Below are 20,791 nucleotides of genomic sequence, written 5' to 3' on the forward strand. Positions count from 1 at the left end.
TACTTATTGATTTCTTAAATCAAAAATAATTATTAATCTAATACCATTTTATTTTAAAACTACTACAACCTTGTAGTTATAATAAGTCCTCCTATTGCTAAGAATTAACTTGATAAATACTATTAGCACTATTATTATCTATTTAAATTTAGCAGTATTCATTCTTGGCCCAATTCCATTTTCATTAAACGCTTCAATAGCGAAGTAATATTCTGTTCCTTTGTCCAGTCCTCTAAAATCATACAAACTGCCTTCGTAAACCATTATACTGTTGTATAATTTATCAGGTGCAATTCCGTAGTAAATAGTATAGCCTATGGCGTCTGGCTGTACCTTCCAAGTAATCATAGCATTACGAGAATCAGCAGAATTTCTATCTACTTTAAAACCTGCAACCTTTTTAGGTTTGTCTGACAATCCATTTCCGAAAACACGAAAATCTGAAACGGCAAATAATCCTGATGCATTGTGAATATTCACCATTTTTATATAACGTGCTTCAATTGAATTTGTTAATTCTAAATAATCATGAGGTGCATCTTTGTCACTTTTGGATTTATCAACGACCAAAGTCCAATTTTGATTGTCATCAGACATAAATATTTGGTACTGATAATAAATATCCATTGCCTTGTTGTACTGTGTAGCTTTATGATCGGCATAATTAATCTGTAAAGCGTTAATTCTCATTTTTCTACCCAAATCAATTTGCAACCATTCGCCTGGCTTGTCCGTTTTGGCAGACCAATAGGATTGAATATCTTCATCTGTCAAATTCTGGGCATTGTAACATATTTTTTCAAATACTTTTTTCCCGCCTGTGTCTACTCTGTGGGTTTGTACATCCATGCATTCTTCGGATGAAGAAACTGTTGCATTTTTTTTGTACGAAAGTAACATCCATCCTGTAAATGCTCCATTGGTTTGATCCCTTTTACTATTTGGCAGCAAAGTTGGATAATCTCCATAAGTAGTAATCGAATACATGACATCATCTTTGTCAAATCCAGAAGGAAACATATCGATACGACGTTCAAAGCGATCCTTAACCGAAATTTTACAGGTTCCCGTATTCCAATAATTGCCATAATTATCGGCAAAAGTGTTACCATGTCCGGCCCCTATCACAAATCCTCCCGGTTTGTACGACATTGGATTGTGCTTTTGGTATGTAAACGGCCCCAAAGGACTATTTCCTACATGAACACCATTGGCGTAGCCCTTAAATTCGGTGGCAGGAGCCCCATATTGCATATAATATTTACCATTGTGCTTGGTCATCCATGCTCCTTCAATAAAATTGCCCCAAGGAGCCGGTTCCATGTCGTTATTAGGCCCAAAGCGTTCCCAACCATGTTCAGCGGGATCCAAACCTACAACTGCTTTTATTTCGCCATAAGGACGCTGAATATCCTCCACTTCAGTTGCTGAATATAGCTTTTCGTAATCGGCCTGATTCCCTTTTGGAAGCCATGTTTTATAATCAACTTCTACTCCACAAAGCGGTAATTTCCCACTTGAACCATAGTACATATACACTTTTTTGTCATCATCCTGAAAAATAGCAGGATCCCAAGTGGGCAACATCGCAGTATTGACATGACGAACCCAGCGACCCGATTTTGGATCGGCAGTTTTCCAAATTGGGTGGTCTTTTTTCCATGTTGAACCTACATAAAACAAAGTATCATTTACAACCCAAGCAGCTGGCGCACATTGATCGTCATCACCAGGATTACGTTGAAAACTTCCGTAAACAAATTTCCAGTCCGCCATATCACTACTCCAAAAGAAACCGGCTTGGTTGGTTGCAAAAAGATAATAATCACCTTTGTAGGGAATGATTACAGGATCGGCACTTGAGCGTCGGGAATCCGGAATTCTATTATGATTTTCTGTAGTATAATTGTAACCAATATTGATGGGATTACAATAGGTCGATGCTGGTTTATTGGGATCAAACCATTTCGTTTTTCCGGGAATATTTGAGCTCTGGGCGCTACTATTAGTGCTACTGATTATTAAAAGCAACAAGAATGCTCTTGAAAGCACTTTATCTATTTTTTTCATTGGTACAGTTTTAAGGTTTTAAAAAGAAATTGTTTGCCTTTTCAATTAGAACTTAATTGAAAACTATTTTTTATCCTTTATTCTTTGATTTAATAATTCAGGTTCATTGGTCGTGATATAATTAAAATTATTTTCAATGATCCAATCCATATCCTCAACATCATTAACAGTCCAGGCGTTTAGCGTAACATTATTCTCTTTTGCTTCTTTAATCCATTCAGGATGTTTTTTAAAAACAGAATAATGGTAATCAATACCAGATATTTGATCCAGTTTTACTTCCTTTGGAGATTTATTTCCCTCAAGATATTGTAAAGAAGTTTTATTGTCTACTAGCCTGATTTGTTTTAAAATTTCGTAATCAAAACTAATGTAGGAGGTTATTTTTTCAGCTTTAAGTTTCTTAACGTTCTCAACAGTTTTTAAGGCTGTCTTTTTTCCTCTTTCTTTACTAATTTCCGAAGGTTTTATTTCGCAAACCAAAAGAGTATGCTTGTTGTTTTTTTTGCCTTCTATAATATACTCACTCAAAGTTGGCAGCTTCTCTCCATTAGAAAGCTTAAACTTTATTAAGTCCGCATAATTTGTTTCTTCGATAAGCAATTTATTATAATGTGCATCATGATTGATCACAAGAGAATCATCAGCAGTTCTCCAAACGTCAAATTCAGATCCAGGCAGTTTTAGATCGATCGCGTGCCTTAACGCTGCAATAGAATTTTCAGGAAAATTATTTTCTTTCCAAGCTCCCCGATGTGCTACAACAGCGTTTTTCTTCGCATTACAAGAAGAAAAAACAACTATTATCAGCATAAAAAGGAATACTCCAAATATCTTAATAGCATTCATACTTTATAAATTTAAGATTGTTTATAAAAAAAGCCCTCCGTCTAACCAAAACGGAGGGCAACCAAATAAACTAACCAAGCTTAATTAACCAAATTAAAACTTACCTTATTGTCTGCGTTTGAATTTCCACCTACGAAAACTTCAAACTGTCCAGGCTCAGCAACAAACTGCAAATCAGTATTGTAAAATTTCAAATCATCTTCTCTAATTTCGAAAGTCACTGTTTGTCTTTCTCCTTTTTTAAGGGTTATTTTTTGAAAGCCTTTTAGTTCCCTAACCGGTCTGGTTACTGAACCTATTACATCTTTTATATACAATTGCACTACTTCTTTTCCGTCAAAATTTCCAGTATTTGCAACCTCAACACTTACAGTTATTTTACCATTGGAATTCATCTTATCCGCTGAAATTTTGAGGTTTGAATACTCAAATTTGGTATAACTCAACCCATAACCAAAAGGAAATAATGGTTCGTTTCTTTCATCTATATAATTGGATCTGAATTTCTCGAATTTCCCTTCAGTGTTAACAAGAGGTCTTCCAGTATTTTTATGAGCATAATAAATTGGGATTTGACCTACGCTTCTTGGAAATGTAGAAGTCAATTTTCCTGATGGATTTACATCTCCAAACAAGACATCGGCAATAGCATAACCCGCTTCACTACCGGCAAACCAAACATTCAAAATGGCTGGTACTGTAGCATTCTCGTCATTTATTACCAATGGACGGCCATCAAATAGAACTAATACTACGGGTTTTCCAGTTTTTAATAAAGCATTCAATAAATCTTTTTGAGCTTGAGGGATTTCCAAATTTGTACGGCTGCTGCTCTCTCCACTCATTTCGGCAGATTCTCCCAGTGCTGCCACAATAACATCGGATTGATTGGCAACTTTTACAGCCTCTGCTATCATTTCTTCTTTTGAACGACTGTCTCTGTTTAAGGTTTTACCAAACATAGTAGCATTGGTTTCGAAAGTTTCATCGTAGTCTAAATTACTACCTTTGGCGTAAAGCACTTTAGTAGATTTTCCAGCTACTTCCTGAATTCCTGCCAATAATGAAATACAATTTTCTCCTTTGGTAGCCACGCTCCAAGTTCCTGACATATTGTTTTTGGCATCTGCCAATGGTCCGATAAGCGCAATTGTTCCTGATTTTTTCAAAGGCAACAACTGATTATTATTTTTTAACAAAACCAAAGATTGAGCCGAAATTTTTCGACATTCCTCTCTGCTGGCAGCAGTAAATATTTCGGTTTTGGCTCTATTCTCGTCACAATATTTATAAGGGTCTGCAAATAATCCTAAATCGTATTTGGCATTCAGAATAAGTGTTACCGCATTGTTGATTTGTTCAATAGTAACTTTCTTTTCTTCCAATGATTTTTTCAAAGTGTTCAAAAATCCTTCACCAACCATATCCATTTCAACTCCTGCATTTAAAGCCAAAGCAGATACTGCTTGCAAATCGCCCATTCCGTGCGCAATCATTTCTGGAATTCCTGTAAAATCGGTAACTACAAAACCTTTAAAGCCCCACTGTTTTCTCAAAACTTCAGTCATCAACCATTTACTTCCAGTAGCAGGAATTCCATCTACTTCATTGAAAGAAGCCATAACCGATCCTGCTCCTGCATCAACAGCGGCTTTGTAAGGTGGGAAATAGTCATTATACATTCTGATGTGGCTCATATCAACCGTATTGTAATCACGCCCTCCTTCTGGTGCACCATACAAAGCGAAATGCTTGACACATGCCAAAATGCTGTTGTTTTTGGAAAGATCGTTTTGTTGGTAACCGTTTACCATTGCTTTGGCTATTTGGCTTCCCAAAAATGGATCTTCACCAGAACCTTCTGAAACTCTTCCCCAACGTGGGTCACGAGAAATATCGACCATAGGCGAAAATGTCCAATTGATTCCATCGGCACTTGCCTCTTGAGCAGCAATTTGAGCACTTCTTTCGATCAATTTCATATCCCATGTACATGACAGTCCAAGCGGGATAGGAAAGGTCGTCTCGTACCCATGAATCACGTCCATTCCAAAAATCAAAGGGATTTTCAAACGGCTTTTTTCGACTGCAATTCGCTGAACTTCTTTTATTTTTTGAACTGATTTTATATTAAATAATCCACCGACCTTGCCTTCTTCGATTTTCTTTGCAACATCAGAGGTTTTGGCTTGACCGGTGGTTATATCTCCCGATGTTGGTAAATTCAACTGCCCCAATTTCTCGTCCAAAGTCATTTTTGATAACAACTCAGCTACGAATTCAGCTTTAGGTTTAATTGCAACGGTTTTTTTATTTTCTTTCTTTTGGCTATAGCCCAAAAAAGCGAAGCTTAAGAATAGAATGATTAATGTCTTTTTCATTTTTTATCTGTTTATTTTATTTACTTCAACTAAGCCTACAGCCTTATTTAAAAACCATATTTTCCAGAATGAAAACCAAGATTCAGTAAACCTTGTTTTACCTCTGGCGCATTCATAAACAATTTCCAAATTAAACCAGTTCGATAGTTTTCAATCATTGGTGCAATTGTTCCTTGATCAATTGCCAAATATCGGGGAGTAATCCAATTATAATGCGGTGAAAAAGCATCATAAGGTCCTGCAATTCCTATGTGAGTACTTTTCTTTTCATCATACAAATAATGCAAAAACTTCATGCTTTCTTTTGGAGTGTAAGGAAAAGAAGATAATGCGGCAGTTGGAGTGATAACCCCTAAATCATTGTCGGTATCATGAGCAGAATACCCTGTTGATCCATCTTTGTTTCGAGTGTAACTAGCCGTAAGACCCCAACATTTTTCAGAATAGCCTTTCCATTTTTTTGGATTATCAACACAATAGCTGTATATGATTTTAGCCTGATTTTGGGTTAATTCCCAGTAGTTTGCATACTTGTCGGTAAGTTTGGTTGGATCCAATCCTAAGTAAGAATATTGAGCCCAGAATAAAGGTCCAGCATTTCCGCTAACGGTATTGTACTTGAATACTAATGGAATTCCGTATTGTTTTTTATCAGTGCCAATCATTCCGTTTCGTGTCCATGCTTCGTGATAAGCAGCTGAGGGAATTGGATGAGTTGTGGAAGCAGCTCCCAAAATATAGGCAATCAAACACTCGTTGTATCCTTCCAATTTGAATTTCATCTCCCATTGATAGGTAGGAGACCAATGCCAATACATGGCGTTTTCACCATTGGTGTACCAACTCCATTCGACTCCTTTCCATAGATTATCTGCTTTCGCAGACAATGCTTTTTCTTGGTCATTACCGTTTTTGAAATATTCTCTCACGGCAATCAATCCTTGGCACAAGAAAGCAGTCTCTACTATATCACCTCCGTCATCCTTATTGCCAAATGAAATAGCCTTTCCTGTAGTTCCATCCATCCAGTGTGACCAAGCTCCGTGAAAACGATCTGCTTTTCCCAGAAAATCCATTGCAGTGGTCATTCGGGTAACGGCTTCGGCTCTTGGAATAAAACCTCTTTCTACTCCAACAATCAAAGACATTAGCCCAAAACCAGAACCTCCCGTGGTTACTTTGTTAGCTTCGAAACTAGGATCATCTGTGTGATACCTTTCTCTTCCCAATTTTGAATTAGGTTCGGCGTAATCCCAAAAATATTTTATGGCATCTTTTTGAACTTGATCCATAGCTTGCTCATCAGTCAATTGAACCGATTCTTCTATAGTTTTATCAACTTTTGTACTGTTACTACAACATAAAAGAAATACAAAAGTAGGGACTATCAAAAGTTTAATTTTCTTCATACTTTACGCTATAAAAAACTTGCCAAAATAAAATTTACTTTGGCAAATCCCTATTCAACTTCAATTTATAGTTTTCCTGTAAATAATTCATTTACCTCTCCTGCTGTTAATGCAGAAGCATACATCCTGAATTGATCCAATCCTCCTGTCCAAGAATTCATCCAACCTTCTTCAGGATTTCCTGAACCTCCAATTCTGAAACTACCAACTTTTGATGTATTAAATTTTACATTTCCATGATTTGTCCATTGGCTAACAGGTTCATATACCACACCATCTCTATACAACACCATTTTAGAAATTGTTCCATCATAAACAAAAGCATAATGATGCCATTGATCATCAAATAAACCTGGAACCGCTTTCGTATTTACCCATTCAAACCATTTATCAGAACCTCCTGTACTAGGCTGTTCATCAACAAAAAGCTTAACAATTGGGTTTGCGGCTGTACCTTCCACCATTACAAACATTGCTGCTTTTGCCCAGTTATCACTTGTCAAGGCAAATATAAATTCTGTTTGAGTTGGAGCTTTATGTTTTGCCCAAAATGCAACAGTAAAGCTAGCAGCTGTAGAAGCAAAATCATTAGCAGAGGAATAAGCTATAAATTTTTTAGGTTCTCCTCCTTGTACTCCTTTCCCATTTATCCCATCGGTTTGAGCAAGAGGGTTGTCACTAGGAAATTTTGCGCGGATATTGTCTACTGCAAAACGCAAGGGATCGCTTGTATTGTCATCAAAGGGGACATAGAATTTTAAAGGTCCGCCAACAGGATTTTCATCCGCTGGATAATCCCCCAATTCAGGTCTGTCCATTTCTTGACATCCTATAATTGCCATCAAAATAAATACTATTCCGAAAGCTTTCTTAATCATTGATATATTGATTTTCATATCTTATTTAATTTTATAAATCGAATGGTTATTAATAATTAGGGTTCTGAATCAAAACTCCATTTGATTGATCAATAGCAGTTTGTGGAATTGGATAGTACTTGTTTTTAGCTTGATATCCTAAAGGCCCCAATACTGTTGATGCATCTCCCCAACGTACTAAGTCATAGAATCTCTCCCCTTCCATTGCCAACTCAATTCTTCTTTCACGCTTGATTGCATTTTTCAGGTTGCCATCTGCTGGTACATCCGGAAGTAGAGCTGCATTATTTCCTCTTGCTCTTTTACGAATTTGATTTACATAATCTGCGGCTTTAGCTGCATTGCCTAATTCATTTGCCGCTTCAGCAGCCATTAAAATCACATCACCATAGCGAATAATTTTAACGTTGAACCACTGATTTTTACCTGTACCCTGTGCGGCTCTGTAACTTGGTGTAGAATAGGCTTTTTTGTTCCAATATGGCTGAGACAATCCTGTTGGAATTGTAGTACCATATCCATCATCCTTACCCTCGAAAAGAATTGTGGAATTTTTACGTGGGTCACCTGTTTCATAGGCATCAACTAAATTTTGGGTAGGAACATTGAATCCCCATCCTAAATCCCAAACTCCTGAACCACGAATACCTTGTGATTCAAAATAATTGTTTGAATAATTAACTCCATCCTGTCTAAGGAATTGCACTTCAAAAATAGCTTCACTACAATTATCACCTTGCTCTTTGAACAAAATCTCATACGAATTAAAAAGGGTATATTGCCCTGAATTGATAACAACCTCCGCTGTTTCAAGTGCTTTTGCCCAATTCCCTTGATATAAATACAATTTAGCTAAAATCGAATTAGCAAAACCACTAGTTGCTCTACCAGGATAGGCAGGCCAGCTAAGTGGTAAATTTGCCGCTGCAAATTCTAAGTCTTTTATGATTTGAGCATCTACATCAGCGATGGGAGATTTTGCCTTAATAGCATCACTCGGTGTGATTATTTTATTCAAAACTATTGGCACCTCACCATAATCCCTGCGCAGTTCAAAAAATGCCAGCCCTCTGATGGCCATAGCTTCTGCTTTGTTAGTCAAAGTACCTGCGTCTGTTTTTCCGGAATTGTCAACATCATAAATTAAATCATTGCAAGCATAGATTAAACTATAATGTCCGTCCCAATTTGACGAAAATTCAGTTGGAGAATAAATAAATCCGTCCATTATGTTACCTCTGTTTGCTGCATCTCCGGGATCACTTCCCTTCATGGCATCATCTGAGCGAATATTTTGAAACCAGTATCTGTCCCAATCGGCAATTCCTGCCTGTGTTCTCATTTTTCCGTACAATCCAAAGGCTTTTTCTTCAAAACCTCCTGCCTGTAAATCCCCTTCTGCTGCTGTTCCTAATGGTTTTCTATCCAAAAATTCCTCATCATTGCATGAGTTTAAGGTAGACAGTGAAACTACGGCCAGTAGCGATATATATAATATAGATTTAAAATTTCTCATTTTTATTCAAGTTTTAATGTTAAAAAGTCAGATTCAATCCAAAAGATGTAATCGCAGGCAGAGGATATCCTCCTGTGTCTTTACCGAATGAAATTGGTGTTCCCCCCGCTTCTGGTGTGAATCCTGAATTATTGGCCCAAGTAAATGGGTTTTGTGCATTTAAATAAACTCTTAAACTTTGGAGAAATGTTTTATCCAAAAAGTCTTTATCAAAATCATACGCTAACTGAATGTTTCTAAGTCTAAGATAACTGCCGTCTTCTATCATGTAAGTCGATGGCAATTTATTATAACCTGAACCGTCATTGAGTCTTGGCTCCCAATTTGAAGTTCCTGCCCCAGTCCATCTGTCCAATCTTTCTGTTCTGTAATTGAATTGTGCAAATGTTGAACCGTTACCCCAATCTCTATAAATCTCATTTCCGTAAACACCTTGAAAATCGAATGACAATGTTATTTGTTTATACGTTCCACTCAAAGAGAAACCATATGAAACATCTGGCGTTGGATTACCTATTATTTCTCGGTCATCTGTAGTAATTTTTCCGTCACCATTTACATCTTTATATTTAAAATCCCCAGGCGCATAATCTCCCAATGAGCTTGGAGGAGAATTTAATATATCTGCGTATGATTGGTATAGACCTTCTACAACATAACCGTAGAATGAACCGATAGGTGCGCCGGCTGTAAGAATCGAAGGCCCTTCAAAAACCTGAAATCCTGGTTCATAAACCGATTTTACTTCATTATCCAATGTAGTGGCATTACCACTGATAGAATAACTAAAATTATCATTTATATCATCATTCCAAGAAACTGCAACCTCAAATCCTCTATTTTCGATTTCTCCAGCATTGGTATAAAACTTTTCACTTCCAAGGTCAACAAAAGTCAATAAATCTTCTGTTGTTTTGTTGAAATAAGCAGCCTCAAGACTCATTCGGTTTTCAAAAAGTTTCATTTCTATTCCTGCTTCATACGAAGTTACTGTCTCCCATTGCAGATCTGGATTATTTCTATACGCCAACACATAAGCTGGAACTATTGATTCTCCAAAAACAGCTGAACTTCCTGTGGTATAAGCTGGATATGCTGGATAATGTATTGATGAATATTGATTTCCTAAAACACCGTAAGAACCTTTAATTTTCAATAAATCAAAAAACTTTTGGTCTTCCATAAAACCTTCTTTAGTTATGTCCCAAGCTGCCCCTATAGACCAGAAATTTTGCCAACGATTAGAATCACTAAGCTCTGATGAACCATCACGACGGAAAGAAGCATTCAGTATATATTTTCCATCATAATTGTATAAAAGACGGGTTAAATATGAAACGGTAGCCCTGTCCCATTGGTCTGAATTAGCAAAACGAGTGGTTGGATCCCCATAAGGATAAACATTCAGATACCACCATCTTTTGTCATATGGGATTTGATCTCCATTAATATATTGTGTAACTGTACCGTTAACTCCTTCAAAAGTTTCTTCTAAGCGTGTGTAACCTGCTAAAAGCGTAAAATCATGATTTCCGAATTCTTTGTTATAAGTAAAATTATAGTCCTGTTGTTTTTTATTGAAATCATTTTTAAATTGATTAACATTGGTCAACATATTCCCACCGTATGGAGTTGTTTCGTCGGTTTCACTTACATAGACATCAAAAACAGGAGTGTATCCCCTTCCTTTACTGTAACTTGTTTCAGACTGAAAAGAGCCTCTAAATTTTAATCCTTCAATAAGTTTTATCTCGGTGAAAGCATTTATAATGTATTTTGACTCTTCATTCAGTTGTGTGAATCTTTTCCCTTGAACTTCTGCAAGCGGGTTCCCAATTTGGGCAGCACCAATTTCCAAAGGCAATTGATTGAACATTCCATCTGCATTTCGAGAGGAAACTATTGGAGTGGCTCTCAATGAACTCTCAAAATTACGCAACTGTGGAAGTGAGGAGTTGTAACCATTCATGGATACACCTATTTTAATTGACTCTGTTATTTGTGTTTCATTATTGACATTAAAAGTAAATTTTTTGTATTTCTCATTGTCAATCAAACCATCATCTTCTATATGTCCTAGTCCAAAATAAAATTTATTTTTATCTGTCCCGTTAGAGAAACTTAAATTGTTGGTTATTACCAAAGCATTATCATTACTAATTTCTTCAATCCAATCTGTATTGGCATTAAATTTATCATAATGAGAATAAGGCGCTAGCCCTTGATTGCTTCTCTGTTCATCATATAAGGTCTTGAATTGTGCACCATTGGTAATTGACGGTGTATCCACTAAAGTTTTAAAACCAATAGAGCTGTTAAAGTTAACTGTGGTTTTACCTTCTTTCGCTCTTTTCGAAGTAACGATTATAACTCCATTTGCACCTCGAACACCGAAGATAGCCAATGATGATGCGTCTTTCAATACTTCCATAGATTCGATATCCGAAGCATTCATAAACTTAATGTCATCGGCAAAAATCCCATCAACAACATACAAAGGCTTTGTTTGATATCTACTCACCGTTCCACGAATTCTAACATCAGGATCTTCTCCAGGTTTTCCAGAATTGACAATTGATAGACCCGCTACTTTACCCTGAACAGAAACTATAGGGTTAGGATTTGGTTTATCAGCAATTTCTTTTGCTTGTACCTTAACAATGGAACCTGTTAAGTCTCTTTTCTTAGCAGTACCATACCCAATTACTACTACTTCTTTTAGTGCGGTATCTGCAGATTCTTTCAATGTTATCGTCATTGGTGTCAAAGTTGCAGGAACTTCAACTGCATCAAAACCGACTAAGCTGATTTTTAATATATCGCCCTCTTTGGCACTAATACTAAAATTACCATCGATATCAGTGTCAGCGGAAACATTTCCTGCAACAACAAATGCTCCAGGTATCCCAAGCCCAGTCTGATCCAATACTTTTCCTTTGATTACTTGACCAGACATGTAAGCTGGCAGTAGAATGAGTGCTAAAAAGCTAAAAATAAAATTTCTCATAAGTTTGTTAAACGTTTAAGTTAGTTTAGCTAATTTAAACAATTACAACGTTGTAGTAGCCGAAACGGCACTACTACACGAATACATCAAACCTAAACAACGAGAGTAGAAACCCTTATTTTACAGACACTTACAAAGAACATGAAGTACTACATCGAAAGGTGATGATGTAGTGATGATGTACTACAATTCCATAAAAAAAGTATAAAAAAAACATAATATTAACAAAAAAATACACTTTTTTATATAGATAATAGAAATTTAGAAAGTATTTCGTCCTGTGCAAGCCCTAATTTTTTTCTTAGACGATAGCGATGTAGTTCTACTCCTCTAAATGAAATATTCATCATCGGAGCTATTTCCTTGGATGAAAGATTCATTTTTAGGTACACACACAACTTAATATCCTTTGAAGTCAGGTGTGGGTATTTCTTCGAAAGGGCAATAATGAATTCATTATTAATTTGATTAAGATTAGTTTCAAAAATTTCCCACTCATGCTTATTGACAGCATTGATTTTTATAGCTTTTTTAATCTCACTTTTTAATTTATTGAAATCTGATTCTGTATCCAAGATATTCTGAATGTTTTCAATCATTTCACTTTGTTTGGCAATTGAAAGTGATTTACCTGCCACTTCCGAAGATTTTGATTGCAATTCCAATTCCAAAATATGTTTTTCATATTCCTGGCTATTTAATTCATTTTCGGCTTTCAATTCCATTTCCAAAATTTCTTTCTGATGCTTTAACTCTTCTTTTTGCAATTTAAGCTTCTGAATGTATTTCATCTTATTCCATTTATAATAAAGATACAGAATGAGCCCAATCAAAATAATATAAACGAAAATCATCCAAGCTGAAAAATACCATGCTTTGGCCACAACAAATTCAAAATTGGCTATTTTATTATAATTTAACCCATCATTACTATAAATGGTGACATCGTGGGAACCACTACTTAGGTTATTCAAAAGAATCAAACCCTCCTTGATTGGGAAAAAATCTTTTGTTCCATTAATTTTATAAAACAAATCTGGTTTTGTTGCTCCATAAATTCCAGATATTACATTTATTCTAAGCTCTGAATTATGATTAATTTTTGAATTATTTTCAACCAAAATATCATCATTGAATGCTTCAATCTTAACAGTGGTTTTCTTCTTTTCATCATACTTTAAATCAAGTGAAATAAAACCATCATCCAGATTCAATAGATAATTATTATTATCCTTAAACACTTTCAAATTATCATTGATGATTTTTCCTTTATAATATTTATCTTGAATGCTATTTCTTATAAATTTAGTGCCCTGTGCATATATATGGTACAAAAGCCCATCCTGTAGTACCATAAAATGATTTTCATCAATAGCCACAATATCAGAGGCATTTTTAAAATTAGCATTAAACAGTTCATTGGTTTCCAATTGGTTAGTAATGGAATTAAAAGTATACCAGGAATTGTCTATCAAAAAAAGAATTTCATTTCGGAATTCAAATATCTTAACCCCGAAGTCATTGTTGATTTTACTCCGTTGGGTAACATTATCGACTTTGGTGGTCACATAATCATCATTATATAAAATACGATATAAACCCCTGTTATTATCCGCAGCCCAAATTTCATTTTTTCTGTTCTGTGCTAGATATTTAATAGGCTTCAATATTTCTTTTATTACTATTTTTTGATTTAAATCATCAGCATCATTATAAATAACAACTCCACTGTAAGTCGCCTGCAAATACGAATTATTAATACTGCTTTTGGTCAAATTCCAACCTCCGTTAATGTTGTTCAATTTACTGAACAATCCATTTTTATAAGTATAAGTTCCTTCGTTGTGACCAATGAGGTATTGATCATTAATTTTACTGATATTCCAAGCTTGCCCTTGCGTGTTGGGGATTAATGAAAGCTGTTTATCTTCATATTTGAAAACACCATGATTGGAAGCCATCAAGTAGCCTTTTGGAATACTTGCCACTGAATACACTGACCCTAAAATCCCTGAACTGTCATAGAATATTGAAATTGGAGAATTGACTTCAATATGGGCTATTCCATTATCAAGACCTAACCACAAATCATTCTCTTTATCCTGACCAATACTCAAAATTGAATTGTTCATCAAGACGTTATTTCTATTGATATTTTTATAGGATTCATCATTTAAATCCAGAATATAAACGCCATTATTTGCAGTCCCAATAACCAACTTATTGTTTTTGATGAATTGGGCCACATTAATATTGGCCGTTTTCAATATATTGTTTAAAGCATTCTTCCAAGGGCTTAAAACATTATTCTCAAAAACATAAACACCACTCTTTTTGGTGAAAAAATAAATTTTATTTTGATACTTTTGAATACTATGAATGACATTGTTTTCCAAAAGAGACAATCCATTTACTTTTTCGATTTTTCCATTAGCCAATCGAAAGATTCCTTTTTCAACTGACGCAATCAATATTTGATTGTCGACAACAAAACAATATGAAATCAAAAAAGGAAATGGCTTTTCCTTTATAACCTTACCATCAAATACAAAAATACCATTGAAAGACTGAAAGTAAATTTTGTTATTAAACTTGAATATTTTCCATATTTCTTCATTATTATTGGCATCAAAAACCTTTTTCCCTTTCGTAATAGAAACATAATGCATCTTGGTGTCTTTTCGATACCAATAACCGAATTCTTGATAAGAACCTGAATAAATACGGTCTCCATCCACCATTATGGAACGAATAATTGTTTTATTGGGTAGTGTATATTTCTCCCATTTTACACCATCATATCGCAACAAATAATAATTATTGGCAAAATACATGGCATTATCATTACCCTGTACCACATTCCAAATCTGGTTGTCGCCTTGATAATTTGATTTATTATAATTTTCCACAAAAGGGAGCAACTCTTGAGCAAAAAGATGCGATGACATAAAACCAAAAAAGAGTATGTAGAGTAGTTTAGTTTTCAAAACGCGAAGATTTTTTATCAAATATAATTACATTTCCTCAATAAAATTTACAAAAAAAAGCCTCTGAATACAGAAGCTTTTTGATGAAGTGATTTTATTTTAACCTAACAATAGTTCATAAACCTGATTTGCTATTTCTATTTCTTCATTAGTAGGAATAACTAAAATTTTTGTTTTTGAATCTGGAGTATTGATTTCTCGAATTTCTTTGGAACGAATTTCGTTTTTGGCTGAATCTAATTCTAATCCAAAATAATCCATATCGGTACAAACGAGTTTTCTGATGTAGGATGAATTCTCTCCAATACCGGCAGTAAAAATAATGGCATCCAACCCATTCAAAACGGCTGCATAAGAACCTATAAATTTCTTAATTCTATAGGCATTCATATCCAAAGCCAATTGACAATCCAAATTCCCTTTTTCGGCATTGGATTCGATATCTCTCAAGTCACTGAATCCAGTAAGACCAAGCATTCCGCTTTGTTTTTGCAGCAAATTATTCACGGCATCCAATGAATAACCTAACGAATTAACCATGTGAAAAATTATAGACTGATCTACATCACCACTTCGCGTTCCCATAATCAAACCGTTCATAGGTGCAAATCCGAGGGTATGATCAATACTTTTTCCGTCTTTTATGGCAGTCATACTACATCCGTTTCCTAGATGTATCGTAATGATTTTAGATGATTTTCCAGAATTATTTTCATTTAAATAACGAATTGCCTTTTCTGAAACATATTTGTGGCTCGTTCCATGAAAACCATAGACACGTATCTTATTCTCCGTCAAAAGATAATTAGGTAATGCATATTTGTGAGCTACAACAGGAATGGTTTGATGAAAAGCAGTATCAAAAACAGCTACTTGTTTTGCATCACTGAAAATTTCTTCAGCAACATTTATCCCTTCCAAATTGGCGGGATTATGCAAAGGTGCCAAGTCTGAAAGTTGTCTTATCTTCTCCTTAACCTCTTTTGTAATCGTTACTGTATTCGAAAAATTACTTCCTCCGTGCACCACACGATGACCAACGGCCTCAATCTCCGAAGTACTTTTGATAACCCCAACTTTATCATCCATTAACAATTGGGAAATCTTCTGTAATCCTATTTTATGATTTGCAATTGGCAACGTTTCCTCTACTTTTACAGTATTGGTTACATAACTAAAATTTGATGATTCTAAACCTATTCTGTCAATCATTCCACTGCAAATTACCTCATTGGCAGGCATATCAATCATTTGATATTTAATAGAAGAACTTCCCGAGTTTATAATTATTATTTTCATTTAAAATTTATTTAATTAAAAAGCTATAAATCCTGTGCTTGTATAGCTGTAATTACTACTGTATTTATGATATCGTCTACGGTACAACCACGACTCAAGTCGTTTACTGGTTTGTTTAAACCTTGCAACATTGGGCCAATTGCCAATGCTCCCGTTTCTCTTTGAACCGCTTTGTATGTATTATTTCCAGTGTTCAAATCGGGAAAAATCAATACACTCGCACGACCGGCAACTTCAGAATTTGGCATTTTGCTTTGCCCTACTTCCAAGTCAACTGCGGCATCGTATTGTATTGGCCCCTCGATTTTAAGGTCTGGGCGTTTTTGTTTCACTATTTCGGTTGCAAGTCTAACTTTTTCTACTTCGTCCCCTTTTCCAGATGTACCTGACGAATAGGACAACATAGCAATCTTTGGTTCAATTCCAAAAGAAATACTTGAATCCGCAGATGAAATGGCAATTTCTGCCAATTGCTCCGCAGTCGGATTCGGATTGATAGCACAATCCCCGAAAACAGAAACACGGTCTTCCAAACACATGAAGAATACTGAGGACACCACTGAGGAGTTCGGTTTAGTTTTAATGAACTGTAAAGCAGGTAAAATAGTGTGTTGCGTTGTATGCGCAGCACCCGAAACCATACCGTCTGCATGTCCTTTGTACACCATCATAGTCCCAAAATAAGAAACGTCTTCCATTAAGTCTCTTGCCATTCCAAGAGTTACATTTTTGGCTTTTCGCAACTCATAATAGGTATTTACATAATCATCATAATTTTCAGATTCTATCGGATTGATGATTGGCACTTTAGAAAAATCAAAATCTAAACCTAATTCGGCTACTTTACTTTCTATTTGTTTTTTATTTCCAATAATAGAAATATCGACAACATCCATCGCTAGTAAACGAGAGGCCGCAATAATAATCCTTTCATCACTTCCTTCCGGCAAAACAATATGTTTTCTATGAGCTTTGGCTCTTTTTACCATATTGTATTGAAACATTTTAGGAGTCATTCCCTCTGCTTTAAATGCATTAAATTTGTCAATTAACACATCCAAATCAACGTATTTGTCAAACGTATTTATCGAGGTTTCAATTTTTTGAATATTATCGGCATATATTTTTGACTTAATATTTCCAATCTGATTGGCAATATGGTAAGTACCTCCTTCTACTGTAAGGATTGGAACTATGGAAGAAAGTCCTTCTATTAATTTCAAAATACTGTCTTCTGGAATGATATTACCAGTCAAAACAATCCCGGAAACCGATGGATAATTTGCGGATTCATTTGCCTGTAACGCCCCAAGAATAATATCAGCTCTATCTCCTGGAGTGATAATAAGGCCATTTTCCTTAAGATGCAGTAAATAGTTACACAATTGCATGGCACCGATACTATAACTACCAATTTGATTGTTTAAATATTCATGTCCAAATAATATTTTGGCACCCAAAGCCTCTACAATTTCATGTATTGTTGGATTGTTCAAACTGCTAATTAATGGAATCGAATTGATAAGAACAGATTCCGGCATATTTTTCTGCAATCCTGTTGTTACTAATTCTAAATTTTCAGGTTGTACTTTATTGGCAATTATTGCCAGTACTTCAACTTCTTTTACTTTAAATGAATTATAAGCTAGACTTAAATTATCTATTAGTTCCTCAAGCGTTTTGTCTTCTCCAGAACCAACAATAATCGTAGGAATCCCAAGATTCTTGGCAATCAGCACATTCATATCCAGTTCAATAACCGTACCTTCTCCCGTAAAACTCGTTCCTTCAACCAAAATAAAATCAAAACGGTCTTCCAGTTTTTTGTATTTTTCAATAATCAAATCAACAACTTCGCCTAATTTTCCATTGTTTTTTTTCTTGATTAACTTGCTTTTTGTAATAGCATAAGCATCTTCATATTGAATATCTAAGTCAAAATACGAAATAACCATCTCGATATGAGTATCCTTTTTTCCCTCTTCATAATCTTCAATCACAGGCCTGAAATAACCCACTTTTGCAGTCTTTCCCAACAGCATTCTCAATAACCCCAAGGTAATTATCGTCTTACCGCAATTCTCCTCAATCGTTGCGATATATATAGCTTTTTTCATATTCTTACTTTTAAAATTTAATCCATTTAAACGCTTTATGCAAAATTATATCTTTAATTTCCTTCTAAATATGACCAAAATCAGGTTTAAATAATAAACTACAATTTGTTAACATAATCAAAACCATCTTCGTCTTTTAAAATAAAAAATCATCCCAATGCCAACCAAAAACATAAAACCTACAACAAGATAATAGCCATTGTGATATCTCAACTCGGGCATATTGTCAAAATTCATTCCATAAACCCCAACAATAAAAGTAAGCGGAATGAATATCACCGAAATAATAGTCAGTGTTTTCATGATCTCATTCATCTTATGAGTTTGTGCCGCAAAAAAGAAATTGGATGCACTTTCCAAAGACCCCATATCCGATTCAATTTGTTCCAAAAGTTCTAAACATTTTTGATGCAAACGGGTAAAAAAGCTGAAATTTTCCGACTCTATTTCATTAAACACATCATCTTCTTGTATACTTTTTATATCATATAAAGAATCACGAAGCGGAATGATAGAACGCTTCAAGAAATTAAAATTATCTCTGTGTTTTTCAATTTTTTCCAAAATAATAGGGTCGGTGCTATTTTTGGTCATATTAATTAAATCTTCTATTTTGTCCTCCTCATTTTCAAGAGTTATGTAAAAGTTACCAATAATCGCATCCAACAGAATATACAATAAATAGTCTGCATTCTTGGTGCGAACAATTCCTGAATTGGTTCGAATACGTTCACGTATGTGGGTAAAAAAATCACTCCTTTTTTCCTGAAAAGAAATTAGGATTCCTTTTTTCAACAAAAAACTTATCTGCTCTACCCTAATATCATCTGAGTTTTCGGCAGGAAGCATCGATTTTATATTAAAAAACAAAACGTCCTTTTCTTCTTCAAGTTTAGTTCTTTTGGAGGTATTCAAAATATCAGCCAACATAAAATTATCAATTTTAAAATGGCTCGCTACTTCTTTAAGCAAATCAATGTCATTCAATCCGTGGATATTTAACCAATTTATTTTTGTCAAATCGATATGTTTTTCCAAATGATTGATAGTACCATTCTCATATTCATTTACCATACAATCGTCATAAACAAACAACTGCATTTCAATTTCCTTATCTTTATGTAAACCGGTGTACTCTAAACTATATGGCTGTAATCGTTTTCCTTTCTTGTACTTAATCTTTCTCATAAAATAATTTGTATAGTAATATTACGAAAAAGCGCTTAATTATACAAATAACCGCATTTTATCAAATCTACTGTTAAACATACAAGTGATGTCAGTTTCAATTTGAATAAAATCTAGAAAAATTGTTAGTTCATTAAGGCAAAGCTACTTAGTTTTACAAAGGACGTTTTTAACTCATTTTCCTTTTACTCATTAATTTGGCAAACTACCTTTTTTTACTTACAAGACTAAATTATATTTTAGATTAAAAGCCTTAAATTGTAGAATATAGCGCAGAAAAGTTTCTTTACAAAATTTGTTTGTCCATTTTTTATTTTACACTTAACAAAAGGTTATACGATTTTATTTTTATTTCAATTATATAACTAGTACTTTTGCCAAACATTATTCGAATTTTGATTTGAAATATTCAAAATTCAAAAAAACATGGGGTCGACTGGTTTTGACAGCAAGTCGAATTGAAAAGTAAGCACGCCGAGAACTGGGATAATTCTCGTAAATAAAAGGTCTCAAACATTTTACACGGCGAAGGAAACTACGCTCTTGCTGCATAATCTGAATTATAGTAAGATTAGCCTCGTCCTACCAGGTAGGAAAGCAGGATTCATCTCGAAAGCTTTGGTTTATAGCGGTCGATTAAGGTGAATCGTAAATTTAAACCTAGATTTCCACAAGCTTCGGGTGGATTTCGAAATTAAAGAAGCTAAGCAAAGAGCGGTTGTTCCTGACCCAACTCCAAGTCGAAAATCTATTCAGGAAATAAGCGTGTAGAAAGCTCTTTAGTTGCTTGTTTGGACCCGGGTTCGATTCCCGGCGATTCCACTGGGACCGTTTAAAGCCAACTTTTCAAAGTTGTCAAAAACGCACAAAATGTCTCGAAATCCCTTAAAAGCCTGCAATTTTTTGAATTTGCAGGCTTTTTTATTTTTCCTGTAACTATCAAAATTTTCAAAAGTGCTCCAAATTTATGTGGCAGTATTGTGGCATTTTGTTATTGGAGTGGATACCTTTTTTACCACAAAAACTTAAGGCTGTTTTTTTAGAATTTTTCTGCAAGCTTTGAGTTAGATAATTTAGGAGACAATACTCT

Annotated in this window: 11 protein-coding genes and 1 other RNA gene; 1 reads left to right on the top strand and 11 read right to left on the bottom strand. The window is 34.8% G+C overall.

The features are described from left to right. Positions 1 to 138: 138 nt before the first annotated feature. The 11 genes from B0E44_RS01270 to corA form a co-directional block, all read right to left on the bottom strand. A complete protein-coding gene (locus B0E44_RS01270; protein WP_077370390.1) occupies positions 139 to 2,070 on the bottom strand; it encodes a discoidin domain-containing protein in 1,932 nt (643 codons plus the stop codon). Between the two features lie 63 nt (positions 2,071 to 2,133). After that, complete coding sequence (locus tag B0E44_RS01275) at positions 2,134 to 2,919, bottom strand: glycerophosphodiester phosphodiesterase family protein (protein ID WP_077370391.1); 786 nt, start codon at positions 2,917 to 2,919, stop codon at positions 2,134 to 2,136. Positions 2,920 to 2,999: 80 nt separating this feature from the next. Then, complete coding sequence (gene bglX, locus B0E44_RS01280) at positions 3,000 to 5,300, bottom strand: beta-glucosidase BglX (RefSeq protein WP_077370392.1); 2,301 nt, start codon at positions 5,298 to 5,300, stop codon at positions 3,000 to 3,002. A 47-nt stretch (positions 5,301 to 5,347) separates the two neighbouring features. Beyond that, on the bottom strand, positions 5,348 to 6,709 hold the full coding sequence (locus tag B0E44_RS01285) for a glucoamylase family protein (RefSeq protein ID WP_077370393.1): 1,362 nt from the start codon (positions 6,707 to 6,709) through the stop codon (positions 5,348 to 5,350). A 65-nt stretch (positions 6,710 to 6,774) separates the two neighbouring features. Beyond that, positions 6,775 to 7,605 (bottom strand): LamG domain-containing protein, encoded by an 831-nt coding sequence (locus B0E44_RS01290; protein WP_077370394.1) that lies wholly within the window; start codon positions 7,603 to 7,605, stop codon positions 6,775 to 6,777. A 31-nt stretch (positions 7,606 to 7,636) separates the two neighbouring features. After that, a complete protein-coding gene (locus tag B0E44_RS01295; RefSeq protein ID WP_077370395.1) occupies positions 7,637 to 9,103 on the bottom strand; it encodes a RagB/SusD family nutrient uptake outer membrane protein in 1,467 nt (488 codons plus the stop codon). 19 nt (positions 9,104 to 9,122) lie between these two features. Further along, positions 9,123 to 12,110 (bottom strand): TonB-dependent receptor, encoded by a 2,988-nt coding sequence (locus B0E44_RS01300; protein WP_077370396.1) that lies wholly within the window; start codon positions 12,108 to 12,110, stop codon positions 9,123 to 9,125. A 242-nt stretch (positions 12,111 to 12,352) separates the two neighbouring features. After that, positions 12,353 to 15,097: a histidine kinase gene (locus tag B0E44_RS01305; RefSeq protein ID WP_077370405.1), complete on the bottom strand. Its 2,745-nt coding sequence runs from the start codon at positions 15,095 to 15,097 to the stop codon at positions 12,353 to 12,355. 99 nt (positions 15,098 to 15,196) lie between these two features. Beyond that, positions 15,197 to 16,396, bottom strand: coding sequence for an acetate/propionate family kinase (locus tag B0E44_RS01310; protein WP_077370397.1), 1,200 nt, complete (start codon positions 16,394 to 16,396; stop codon positions 15,197 to 15,199). A gap of 23 nt (positions 16,397 to 16,419) precedes the next feature. Continuing rightward, positions 16,420 to 18,513, bottom strand: a complete 2,094-nt coding sequence (pta, locus tag B0E44_RS01315) for a phosphate acetyltransferase (RefSeq protein WP_077370398.1) — start codon at positions 18,511 to 18,513, stop codon at positions 16,420 to 16,422. Positions 18,514 to 18,630: 117 nt separating this feature from the next. Beyond that, complete coding sequence (corA, locus tag B0E44_RS01320) at positions 18,631 to 19,701, bottom strand: magnesium/cobalt transporter CorA (protein WP_077370399.1); 1,071 nt, start codon at positions 19,699 to 19,701, stop codon at positions 18,631 to 18,633. Between the two features lie 428 nt (positions 19,702 to 20,129). Here corA and ssrA point away from each other — a divergent pair. Next, positions 20,130 to 20,526, top strand: a transfer-messenger RNA (tmRNA) gene (ssrA, locus tag B0E44_RS01325). The last annotated feature ends 265 nt before the right edge of the window (positions 20,527 to 20,791 follow it).

This window comes from Flavobacterium sp. A45 (assembly GCF_002001005.1).
Lineage (GTDB): Bacteria > Bacteroidota > Bacteroidia > Flavobacteriales > Flavobacteriaceae > Flavobacterium.